This is a genomic window from Pedobacter sp. MC2016-05, from assembly GCF_026239735.1.
GTDB lineage: Bacteria > Bacteroidota > Bacteroidia > Sphingobacteriales > Sphingobacteriaceae > Pedobacter.
Genome location: NZ_JAPIVT010000008.1, coordinates 173,565 through 185,277 on the forward strand (window position 1 = coordinate 173,565; position 11,713 = coordinate 185,277).

Annotated in this window: 13 protein-coding genes; all 13 read right to left on the reverse strand. The window is 39.3% G+C overall.

Going from position 1 to position 11,713, the window contains the following annotated elements:
- Nucleotides 1–21: 21 nt before the first annotated feature.
- A complete protein-coding gene (locus OQZ33_RS13020) occupies nt 22–231 on the reverse strand; it encodes a hypothetical protein (protein WP_265799450.1) in 210 nt (69 codons plus the stop codon).
- A complete protein-coding gene (locus OQZ33_RS13025; RefSeq protein ID WP_265799451.1) occupies nt 231–419 on the reverse strand; it encodes a hypothetical protein in 189 nt (62 codons plus the stop codon). Before OQZ33_RS13025 ends, OQZ33_RS13020 begins: the two co-directional genes overlap by 1 nt.
- Nucleotides 420–439: 20 nt before the next feature.
- The gene (argH, locus tag OQZ33_RS13030; RefSeq protein ID WP_265799452.1) at nt 440–1,771 is read right to left on the reverse strand and encodes an argininosuccinate lyase; all 1,332 of its coding nucleotides are present in this window, start codon (nt 1,769–1,771) and stop codon (nt 440–442) included.
- A gap of 109 nt (nt 1,772–1,880) precedes the next feature.
- Nucleotides 1,881–2,945, reverse strand: a complete 1,065-nt coding sequence (locus tag OQZ33_RS13035; RefSeq protein WP_265799453.1) for a M20 family metallo-hydrolase — start codon at nt 2,943–2,945, stop codon at nt 1,881–1,883.
- A gap of 68 nt (nt 2,946–3,013) precedes the next feature.
- Complete coding sequence (proC, locus tag OQZ33_RS13040; protein WP_265799454.1) at nt 3,014–3,823, reverse strand: pyrroline-5-carboxylate reductase; 810 nt, start codon at nt 3,821–3,823, stop codon at nt 3,014–3,016.
- A gap of 254 nt (nt 3,824–4,077) precedes the next feature.
- Nucleotides 4,078–4,908 (reverse strand): acetylglutamate kinase, encoded by an 831-nt coding sequence (gene argB, locus OQZ33_RS13045; RefSeq protein WP_265799455.1) that lies wholly within the window; start codon nt 4,906–4,908, stop codon nt 4,078–4,080.
- Nucleotides 4,909–4,989: 81 nt separating this feature from the next.
- A complete protein-coding gene (locus OQZ33_RS13050; protein WP_265799456.1) occupies nt 4,990–5,964 on the reverse strand; it encodes an acetylornithine carbamoyltransferase in 975 nt (324 codons plus the stop codon).
- 194 nt (nt 5,965–6,158) lie between these two features.
- Entirely contained in the window at nt 6,159–7,289 is a 1,131-nt protein-coding gene (locus OQZ33_RS13055) for an aspartate aminotransferase family protein (RefSeq protein WP_265799457.1), read from the reverse strand.
- Between the two features lie 107 nt (nt 7,290–7,396).
- The gene (locus OQZ33_RS13060; RefSeq protein ID WP_265799458.1) at nt 7,397–7,687 is read right to left on the reverse strand and encodes a four helix bundle protein; all 291 of its coding nucleotides are present in this window, start codon (nt 7,685–7,687) and stop codon (nt 7,397–7,399) included.
- Between the two features lie 4 nt (nt 7,688–7,691).
- Nucleotides 7,692–8,699: an N-acetyl-gamma-glutamyl-phosphate reductase gene (gene argC / locus OQZ33_RS13065; protein WP_265799459.1), complete on the reverse strand. Its 1,008-nt coding sequence runs from the start codon at nt 8,697–8,699 to the stop codon at nt 7,692–7,694.
- Nucleotides 8,700–8,850: 151 nt separating this feature from the next.
- On the reverse strand, nt 8,851–10,047 hold the full coding sequence (gene argG / locus OQZ33_RS13070; RefSeq protein WP_265799460.1) for an argininosuccinate synthase: 1,197 nt from the start codon (nt 10,045–10,047) through the stop codon (nt 8,851–8,853).
- Nucleotides 10,047–10,748, reverse strand: a complete 702-nt coding sequence (locus tag OQZ33_RS13075; protein WP_265799461.1) for a GNAT family N-acetyltransferase — start codon at nt 10,746–10,748, stop codon at nt 10,047–10,049. The genes argG and OQZ33_RS13075 overlap by 1 nt, the downstream gene beginning before the upstream one ends.
- A gap of 360 nt (nt 10,749–11,108) precedes the next feature.
- A complete protein-coding gene (locus OQZ33_RS13080; RefSeq protein ID WP_265799462.1) occupies nt 11,109–11,657 on the reverse strand; it encodes a hypothetical protein in 549 nt (182 codons plus the stop codon).
- Nucleotides 11,658–11,713 lie beyond the last annotated feature (56 nt).

The following is an 11,713-nucleotide window of genomic DNA, read 5'->3' on the forward strand; positions in this document are numbered from 1 at the left end:
TGTTTGATACTAAATAAGTTATTACCCTAAAACCTCCACTTTTGCCCTTACTTTACTTTTAACAGCTAGACGGACTTTGAAAAGACCGCCACCCAAATCGTTCCCTTGTTGAGGGTTCTTCGAAAGACTTTCTTCTAAACTGTAAAGGTCTTCTACTAACGATTGGTGCTTCTTTTTATAGATTTTTGCTTTTTTGATGAAAACTGCAGAATAGATAATGTTGGTAACCATTAAATATCCTTTAAGGACAAAGATTTGCGATCACCTTGCTGCATCTCTTTAATTTCTTTTAAAGCTTGCGCGATTTCTTGAGTAATTTGACTTGTTGGTTCTGCTTTGACCTTAGCGCCAATCTTGCTAAGAAATTCTTTCACGAATCCAGCATCTTTATCTTTAATTTCAATTGTTAAAGTCGTCATATTTACAAAATTAGCAAAAATTATTTAACCAAATCTTCTATTGCTTTATTCACTTTCTCAAAGCCAAATTGTGACAAAACTGCCTGCATTCCTGCAGAAATTTGCTCATTACAAAGATTGCCGATACTTCCTTCGTGTGTATGATTTATTTGGCCCGATGGTGCAAAAGTACCATTTTCTATCTGCTCGCCAACTATTTTGTAGGCTTCTCTAAAAGGAACCCCTTGCAACGCCAAGTCGTTAACCACCTCAACACTAAACAAGTAATCATATTTCCTATCCTGTAAAATATCATCCTTTATGGTGATGTTCTGGAACATGAAGGTCGCAATTTCCAAACATTCGTTTAATGAGGTAATCGCTGGAAATAGATTTTCTTTCAACAACTGTAAATCGCGATGATAGCCAGATGGAAGATTGGTAATCATCATTGCAATCTCGTTTGGCAAAGCCTGTATTTTATTGCAACGTGAGCGAATCAATTCAAAAACATCAGGATTTTTCTTATGCGGCATAATACTCGAACCGGTTGTCAGTTCAGGAGGGAAGCTGATAAATCCAAAATTCTGGTTGATAAACAGACAAATATCCATCGCCATTTTGGCAAGCGTTGCGGCAACAGCGCTCATTGCCTGCGCTAAAATCCTTTCCGTTTTTCCTCTACCCATTTGTGCATAAACCACATTGTAATTTAAGCTTTCAAAACCTAGCAATTTGGTGGTTAATGTTCTGTTTAAAGGAAATGATGATCCATAACCTGCTGCAGAACCTAAAGGATTTTTATTGGTGATTTTCCATGCAGCAAGCATCAATTCCATATCATCGGCAAGGCTTTCGGCATAAGCACCAAACCATAAACCAAAAGATGACGGCATTGCGATTTGCAAATGCGTATAACCTGGCATCAACTTATCCTTGTGAGTATTGCTTAATTTGATGAGCAGATTAAACAAGGTTGATGTTTGGTTAACCATATCTTCAATGCAGGCACGGAAAAACAACTTCAAATCAACCAAAACCTGATCGTTACGCGAACGTCCACTGTGTATCTTTTTGCCCGCTTCGCCGATACGTTGCGTTAGCAACCATTCTACCTGCGAATGCACATCCTCAACGGTATCTTCAATAGTAAAATTCCCGGTTTCAATTTCAGCGTAAATATTTTTAAGTTCCTGTTGAACCGTTTTCAATTCTTCAGCGGTAAGCAGGTTAATAGTTTCCAACATTTGTGTATGCGCTAAAGAGCCCAAAACATCAAACTTTGCCATTTGCAAATCCAATTCGCGGTCTTTACCAACCGTAAAAGTTTCCACGAATTTATTTACATCTATATTTTTTTGCCAAATTTTCATAATCAAACTTCGTCATTCCGAGGCACGAAGCAATCCCCTTTGTATGAAACTAAAAACACCTTACGATTCCTCTGCAATTAAGATTGCTTCGTGCCTCGCAATGACGGATCTAGTGTATCACTGGTTTCAACATATTTACATATCCTTCAACACCTTCAGCAACCTCTCTAACGTATAAAAACTCATCTGCCATGTGCGAGCGACCAGAAAACCCCGGTCCACATTTTACTGATGGGATATCTAATAGCGCTTGATCTGATGTGGTTGGCGAGCCATAAGTGGTTTTGCCCAAAGCAATACCAGCTTGAACTACCGGGTGGTTTTTATCTATCGACGATGGTTTCAAACGAATGGAACGAGGTGTAACATCGCAATCTACATTTGCTCTGATGATTTCTAAAACTTCCTCATTTGTGTAAGCATCGGTTACGCGAACATCAACTGTAAAAGTACAATTTGCCGGCACCACATTGTGCTGAGAACCTGCATTGATAATGGTAACCGTCATTTTCAGCGGACCGAAAACTTCCGATACTTTAGGAAACTGATAATTCCTGAACCACTCAATATCTTTCAGCGCTTTGTAAATTGCGTTTTCTCCCTCTTCCCTAGCAGCGTGACCAGCTTTACCATGAGAAACGCAATCGATTACCAACAACCCACGTTCTGCAATGGCTAAATTCATTTCTGTTGGCTCTCCAACAATCCCAAATTCTAATTCACCTAAATCTGGTAAAACCAGTTCCAAGCCATTATTACCAGAAATTTCTTCTTCTGCCGTTGCGGCCAAACAGATGTTATATTTTAAATTCTCCTGCTCGTAATAATACAAAAACGTACCAATTAACGAAACCAGGCACCCACCAGCGTCATTACTTCCTAAGCCGAATAATTTATCGCCTTCAATGGCAGCATCATAAGGGTCACGAGTATAGCCCGAGTTTGGTTTAACGGTATCATGATGCGAGTTCAGTAACACCGTAGGTTTACTTGCATCAAAATACTTATTATAAGCCCAAACGTTATTCATTTTGCGTTGGGTTTTAATTCCTCGCTCTTGTAAAAATTGAGCAATTAAATTCGCTGTTCTGTCTTCTTCTTTGCTAAAAGACTGAATGCGGATTAACTGTCGCAACAAATCCAGACTTTCTTTTTGTATATTTTCTAACCACATAGTATCAAGTATTTAGTATTAAGTATCAAGATGTGGAGCCTAAACCCTAAACCTTTTACCATACACCTTTAACCTTCTTTAGTGTACAAATTTCCAGCTTTTAAAGCCGATAATTTTATACCTTTTATTAATGATGAACTAAAGCCATTATGCTCCATTTCGTTTAAGCCCGCAATAGTACAACCTTTCGGCGAAGTTACTTTATCTATTTCTGATTCTGGGTGTGTGCCATGTAATAACAGCAAATCAGCTGCTCCCTTAGCTGTTTGCACCGCCATTTTAAGAGCTTCATCTGCATGGAAACCAATTTCGACCCCACCTTGGGATGCGGCTCTTATTGCTCTTAAAAAGAACGCAATACCACAAGCACAAAGCGCCGTTGCCGAAGTCATTAAATCTTCGTTAATCTTCACAACAGAACCAACCGTTTCAAACATTTTGGTTACCTCGGCAATATTTTCGGCAGATGCGTTGTCGCTAGCCATACAAGTCATGGATTGCCCGATGGCAATGGCTGTATTTGGCATTACCCGAATCACCTCTATATCGTCGCCCAATTTTTCTCTAACCGCAGCACAACTCACACCCGAAATCACCGAAATTACAAGGTGTTTAGCTGAATTTATCGAGGACTTGATTTCGTCTAAAACCGTATTTAACTGTTGAGGCAAAACGGCAAGAATTACAACATCTGCACTTGCAACCGCTTGGTTATTGTCGTTTGAAACTTCAAAGCCTGCTGAGGCGAAAGACTGCAAGTGGTCGATATTTCTTCTGGTAAGCGTTATGTCGCCAGCTTTAGCGAAGTCGGCTTTCACCAAGCCTTTTGCTAAAGATAACCCGATATTTCCGCTACCAATTATGGCTATTTTTTTCATGTGGTTCGTTTTATTTGGTCCAGTTACTTAAACTGATTTTTATATTTCTTGAAAAGCAATTGCAGTCTTCAATTAATGTCAGTCCTGCTATTCACTTCTCCCGATGAAAAATCGGGATCCGTTTCTATCAGGTTTATTTCACATCCGTCATTGCGAGGTACGAAGCACTCCTAATGTACTATACTAATAGCTATAGCTTTAAGATTGCTTCGTACCTCGCAATGACGAAACCCAACCTCCCCTTTTTAGCGGATTTAGAGGTTCATTTTCGTCCCGAAAGTCCCATCCGCAAGTTCTCCCAATTCATTAGCTTTGCCTATATAAACCGCAGACACACCTTTTTTGATCGCCTCAAAAGCATTGTGCAATTTCGGAATCATTCCACCCTGTACTGTTCCGTCAGCTTTTAAACCCTCAAATTCATCCGCTTTGATTTCTCTGACAACTGAATCATCATCATTTACATCTTTCAAAACGCCCTTTTTTTCAAAGCAATATACCAAACGCGTTTCATATAAAGCCGACATTGCAACTGCAACAGCTGAGGCAATGGTATCCGCATTGGTATTTAATAACTGTGTATCTCCATCGTGTGTAATTGCACATAAAACCGGCGTTAATCCAGCTTTTAACAAACTATCCAATGTAGTTGCAGAAACAGAATTTCCATCTAAATCGCCAACAAAGCCATAATCGATAACTTCTCCAGCTAATGGGCCCGGAGCTGCTCCATGTGTTTTTGTAACTACAGGACGCTTTTTAGCTTTGATGATGTTGCCATCCGCTCCCGATAATCCAATTGCATTGCTGCCCTTAGCTTGTAATTGGGCTACCATATTTTTATTGATCAACCCTGCATAAACCATCGTAACGATCCGCAAAGTTTCAATATCTGTAATCCGACGGCCTTCAACCATTTTAGCTTCAATGCCTAAGCTTTCGCCCAGTTCGGTTGCAATTTTGCCCCCACCATGAACCAAAATTTTATCTCCAGGTAAGGCTGTAAAATCTAATAAAAACTGATGCAGATTCGCAGAATTATCAATTACATTTCCGCCTATTTTTATGATGGTAAGTTGTTTCATATATGTGTTATGAGTTGTGGGTTGCCAGTTACATGTTTAGGCACTTAGACCGGCAACATGTAACCGGCAACCCACAACAGATTATTTCATTTCTTCCAACATCGCTTTAATTACCGCTTGCGCTGCCCATAAACGATTACCTGCTTCATGAATTACCAATGAATTTGGTCCATCTAAAATCTCAGAAGATAATTCCAAATCGCGACGAACAGGCAAACAGTGCATTACTTTGGCGTCGTTAGTGAACTTCAGTTTTTCATTGTTGATCATCCAGCCATCAGGATAAGTTAAAACTTTACCATATTCTTTATAACTACTCCAGTTTTTCACATAAACATAGTCAGCGCCAGCCAAAGCTTCTTCTATGTTATATTGAATTTCTGCACCAGGCGTAAATTCTTCGGCCAATTCGTATCCTTCTGGCTGTGCTATGGTGAAATCAATCATTCCCTCTGCTTGTGCCTTGCACATCCATTCTGCAAATGAATTGGGAACAGCCTGAGGCAATGCCTTTACATGAGGTGCCCAAGCCAAAACTACCTTTGGTTTACGTCCATCTGGTTTTTTATTCCAGGTTTCATGGATGGTAATGATATCTGCGAAACTTTGTAACGGGTGACGCGTAGCACTTTCTAAACTTACTACGGGAACAGCGCAGTATTTTACAAACTTGTTAAAAAAGTCTTCGCTATAATCTTCCTCGCGATTGTTCAATTTAGGAAAAGAACGCAAGCCTAAAATATCGCAATATTGACCCATTACTGCTGCGGCTTCACGGATATGTTCGACAGTAGAACCGTTCATTACCACACCATCCTGTGTTTCTAAAGCCCAACCTTCTTTATCCAAATTCATCACCATCACGTTCATACCCAAATTTAAGGCAGCCTTTTGGGTGCTTAAACGTGTACGCAAACTTGGGTTCATAAAAACCAATCCTAAAGTTTTGTTTTTACCCAAGCTTTGATGCGCATAAGGATTTGCCTTTAATTCAAGTGCATCTTTTACAAATTGTTTGATGCTCGGAACATCGTGTACGGAAGTAAATAACTTCATATTTTTTAGGGTTTAAGGTTTGAGGTATAGGGTTTAAGGTTTTCCTGCACCACCTCTTAAAAATTTCAAAAACGAAGTTAGTTTGCACCCACTTCGTTTTCGTCCGTCATTGCGAGGTACGAAGCAATCTTAAAGCAATTGCTAAGTATTTCTAGCGTTGTAAGATTGCTTCGTACCTCGCAATGACGAGTGTATTATTTCACCAACTTGGTAAACGCCGCTAAAAACTCGTCAGCATTTTCTTTTGTTAAATTCAAAGCTGGCAACAGACGAATTACGTTTGGCTTGGCTTCACCGGTGAAAATATGATGTGTAAATAATAATTCTTTTTTAACGTGGGCAAGTGCTTCTGGTAATTCAATTCCAATCATCAACCCACGACCACGAACTTCTACAACTTGCTCAAATTTCTTTAGTTCGGTAATTAAATAATTTCCAATCTCCTGGGCATTCTCTATTAGATTGTCTCTTTCCATCACCTCCAAAACAGCTAAACTCGCAGCACAAGCCAAGTGATTGCCGCCAAAAGTGGTTCCCAATTCTCCATGCCAAGGTTTAAATTTTGGTGCAATGGAGATTCCTGCTACTGGAAAGCCGTTACCCATTCCCTTCGCCATCGTGTAAACATCTGCTTCAACGCCCGAATAATCATGGGAATAAAACAATCCTGTTCTACCATAACCGCACTGAACTGAATCGGCGATATAAACTGAATTGTACTCATCGCAAAGAGAGCGGATTTTCTGCAGGAAACTTTTTGAGGCTTCCTTAATTCCGCCAACACCTTGAATACCCTCAATAATTACCGCTGAAATTTCATCGCCCTGCGCTTTAAAAGTTTCTTCAAGTGCAACCTCATTATTAAAGGGTAAGAAGATGACATTCTCGGTTTGATTAACAGGCGCCACAATTTTCGGATTATCAGTTACCGCCACTGCCAAAGAGGTACGTCCGTGGAAAGCGCCAGTGAAAGCAATCACTTTTTTTCTACTATTATAAAACGAGGCAAGTTTCAAGGCATTTTCATTGGCTTCTGCACCAGAATTAACCAAAAACAACTGGAAATCTTTTTTGCCTGAAACCTGGCCTAATTTCTCAGCCAATTGAGTTTGCAAAGGGATTTTAACTGAATTAGAGTAGAAACCGACTTTCTTCAACTGGTCAGTCAAACGAGTTACATAATGAGGATTTGTATGGCCAATTGAAATCACTGCGTGACCGCCATATAAGTCTAAATATTTTTGTTCGTTAGCATCCCAAACATTGCTGCCAGATGCCTTTGTAATTTCTATATCATTAAGAGGGTAAACGTCGAATAGTTGCATGTTGCTGTATTATAAGTTATACGTTTTAAGTTATAGGTTTGGGTGCTTAGCTCTCACCTGGAGATTAAATTAATAAGCATTGCCTTAACTTCATTAATACTATTAGATTAAGTTGTGAACAGTTCTTCAGTTAGGTAATCTAGATTTCTTGATAAAATCAAAAAGTATTCAGTTTCATTAGCCGAACCCAAAGAAATATTTAAAAAATTAGCCAAGCCTGCTTGTGAATTTTTACCACGACCTTCGGCAATATTTGCTCGTATTGATGCCGATGCCCGCCGAAGTTGATTGGTTAAACTATAAATATCTTCCTTTAGAAACCTGGCGCTTGTTTTATAAATACTCAGTGTAAGCTGATGAGCTTTCTCCCAAACCTTTAATTCTTTAAAATTTTGCATACACTTAGAACCCTCCTGCCTTCAATCTCAGCCCCGCTGTTTCTTCCAAGCCAAACATTAAATTCATATTCTGAACTGCTTGTCCGCTGGCTCCTTTTAGTAGGTTATCAATAATGCTGATGATAAATAATTTATTTCCATGTTTTTCTACGTGAACCAGCGCTTTGTTGGTATTTACAACCTGCTTTAAATCGATGTTTTTCAGACTCAGGTGAGTAAAAGGATGAGCACTATAATATTCTTCGTAAATATTTTGTGCTTCTTCTAAAGTCAAATCACTTTCTAAATACATGGAGGCTAAAATCCCTCTGGTAAAAGCGCCTCGCTGTGGGATGAAACTCAGAGCCTCAGAAAGTATTGGTTGCAATTGCAATAAACTTTCTCCAATCTCATTTAAGTGTTGATGCTCAAAAGCCTTGTAAATGGAAAGATTATTATTTCTCCAGCTAAAATGCGAAGTAGTTGATAAACTTTGTCCGGCACCTGTTGAACCAGTTGTTGCGTTGATGTGAACCTCGCTTTTGATTAAATTTTTGGCTGCCAAAGGCAATAGACCTAACTGGATACAGGTTGCAAAACAACCTGGATTAGCGATATTCTTAGCTGTTTTAATTTTATCACGATTTAACTCTGGAAGACCGTAAATGAAGTCTTTAGTCTTAAGTCCAGAGTCTGGAGTCGAAAAACCAGCATTTGCTGAAAGTCTAAAATCTTGAGATAAATCGATGATTTTAATGTTATCGTTAATCGGGTTCGCTGCTAAGAACTTTTTCGCATCACCGTGACCAACGCAAAGAAAAAGTACATCGATATCCTGAGGAATATCGCTTGTAAATTTCAAATCCGTATCGCCGATTAAGTCAGTATGTACATCAGAAATTAAATTCCCTGCATTGCTGGTACTATTTACGAAAGCAATTTCAACATTTGGATGATTGACCAGGATACGGAGCATTTCGCCACCTGTGTATCCCGCACCACCAATTATTCCTGCTTTTATTTTACTATTCATAGTCTATATAACTTTAATCCTTCGACAAGCTACCGATGTAAATCCGATAGCTATCGGATCGGCTCGGGTAAAGATGCCAAAATTAAGGAGATTGCTTCCTCGTGTCTCCTCGCAATGACGAGAGGAGAGGGAACCTTCCGCCTTCAACCTTTTAGCCCTCTACCTCATTATTTACTTTGTGCCAAATCATTACCTGGTTACCGAAGATTTTAGAGAAACCTTTAACATCTTCGCCACTCCAGGCATTGTTCATTTCGCCGTAGCTGCCAAACTTGTTGCTCATCAAATCATGGTTCGATTCAATCCCGATTATCTGGAAACGATATGGCAATAATTCTACAAACACTTTCCCACTCACCACTTTTTGCGTATCTGCTAAGAAAGCCTCAATATTCCGCATAATTGGGTCGTGGAACTGACCTTCATGCAACCAGTTGCCGTAAAAAGAAGACAACTGCTCTTTCCAGCTCAGCTGCCATTTGGTTAAAGTATGTTTTTCTAAAGTATGGTGTGCTTTAATGATTAAAACAGGGGCTGCAGCTTCAAAACCCACACGGCCTTTAATGCCGATAATCGTATCACCCACATGGATATCTCTGCCAATACCATAAGGTTGCGCAATGGCTTGTAATTTTTGAATCGCTCTAACAGGATCCAAAGTTTCGCCATCAATAGCAACAAGCTCCCCTTTTTCAAAGCTTAATTCTATCCTGCGAGATTCTGTTTCACTCACCTGCGTTGGCCAAGCACTTTCTGGTAAAGTTTCGTTTGAGGTTAAGGTTTCTTTACCACCTACTGAAGTTCCCCATAAACCTTTGTTAATTGAATATTGTGCTTTTGCTGCGCTGTATTCAACGCCATGTTCAGCCAGGTATTCTATTTCCGATTCGCGGGATAATTTCAAATCTCTGATTGGCGTAATGATTTCAACCTCTGGAATTAAGATATTAAAAATCATGTCGAAACGCACCTGATCGTTTCCGGCACCGGTACTTCCATGAGCGACATAATCAGCTCCGATTTTTTTAACGTAGTTCGCAATTGCCGTTGCCTGACTCACACGTTCCGCACTTACAGAAAGTGGGTAAGTAGCATTTTTTAATACGTTTCCGAAGATTAAATATTTGATGCAATCGTTATAATAACTTTCCGTTTCATCTACCACAGCATGAGATTTCACGCCTAAAGCATAAGCTCTTTTCTCTATTTCTTGTAATTCTTCATCAGAAAAACCACCAGTATTTACAATTACCGAGTGAACTTCCAAGTCGCGATCTTGAGCGAGATATATACAACAAAATGAGGTATCTAAACCTCCGCTAAAAGCTAAAACTACTTTTTTCTTCATTACTTATTAGTTAACAGGGTAAATAAAAACATCAATACTTTGAAGCCAGATTTAGGCTTCGGTTTTACAACTAAACGTTGCTTGATGCGCATAAAACGCTCATATAATTTGGGTTTCTTCTGTAATTCTTCGGCGAATTTCTTTGCAGCATCGTGCTTTTGAGTTGCCGGATCGTAAAGCATGGCAGTACACATGCAGTTTTTACGTTCCTTCATTTTCAAGATTTCGAAATTGACGCAGCTCTGGCAGCCTTTCCAAAATTCCTCATCCTGGGTTAATTCAGAATAAGTAACTGGTTCGTAACCCAAATCTGAATTAATCTTCATTACAGCCAAACCAGTGGTTAAGCCAAAAATCTTTGCTTTAGGGTATAAAGCTCTCGATAATTCGAAAACCTTCTCTTTAATGGCGTGTGCTAAACCTGCTTTTCTAAATTCAGGAGATACAATTAGGCCGGAGTTGGCCACAAACTGACCGTGGCTCCAGGTTTCGATATAGCAAAAGCCAGCCCAAGTACCATCTTTATGAAACGCAATAACAGCTTTGCCTTCTTGCATTTTATTGGCAACGTAATCAGGAGAACGTTTTGCAATGCCCGTACCACGTGCTTTAGCAGATTCGGCCATCTCGGTTACGATTTGTTCTGCAAATACACGATGTTCAGGAAGTGCGACCTGCACTATAAATTCGTTAATATCCATTCGTTTTCTAACGAAAAATTATAAGTATTCTTGTTAATTGGGTTTTTAGAGAGGATCAATTCCTCGTTACGTTTAGTGGAGTACTAAATACGTGGAGTGAAATTTTGCCGGCTTGTGGGATAATAAAATACGGGCTGAAAACGATTAATAAATAAACTTTCACCAGCAACCAGGTGGGCTGTGAAACTAGAAAGTTTATGTAAAAATTGTTTAATCATTTCTTGCGTATTAAAACGGCTTTAACTCTATTGAGGTGCAAAGGTTTAAATAATAATTGAGTTCCACAATATTTTTTAACTTTTTTACATTTTTTTACTAATCAGTGCAAACAAAAAATCCCGAAGATTCGGGATTTTATTTTTATTCTTTCATGATTCCTACTGAAACTCTTGTTCCATCTAAGAAGAAATTGAGCTTCGATGGATTCGCATTTGCTGGCACCTGAAACTTCCATACCGCTTCGCTTGAAGCTTCGGCATCTGGTTCTGTACTTCCACTTTCTTTACTTCCCGGAATCGATGTGCCATTGTCAAGTTGTAATCTCGCATCAGATGCTGGAATTGAAAAATACTTTTTGGCATCGAGGGTACTCTTGTTAGTCACCAATAGCTTTACAGTAAGCTCTGCCCCGGTCGATTTTCCTTCTGCATCTTGCAAATTAACAGCACTTGCCTCCACAACTTTAACAAGCGCTTCTTTCGCCTTTCCTAAAACCGCAGTATCTGGCGAAACGGTATAAGCAATCGTTTCAGGACCGTTTTCTGCTTTATCACCATGCTTAATAATGGTTTCGCTTTTGGTGATGGTTGTGTCTGCATCAGCAGCCTTATCTTTTGAAGTACCGCCACACGACGAAAGCGCAATCGTTCCTAAGGAGATTAGCGCAAATTTTGAGATGTTTTTAATCATTGTTTTAATATTTGATGGTTAGACGAAATTATAATCGCAATAAGTATTTAATGTTA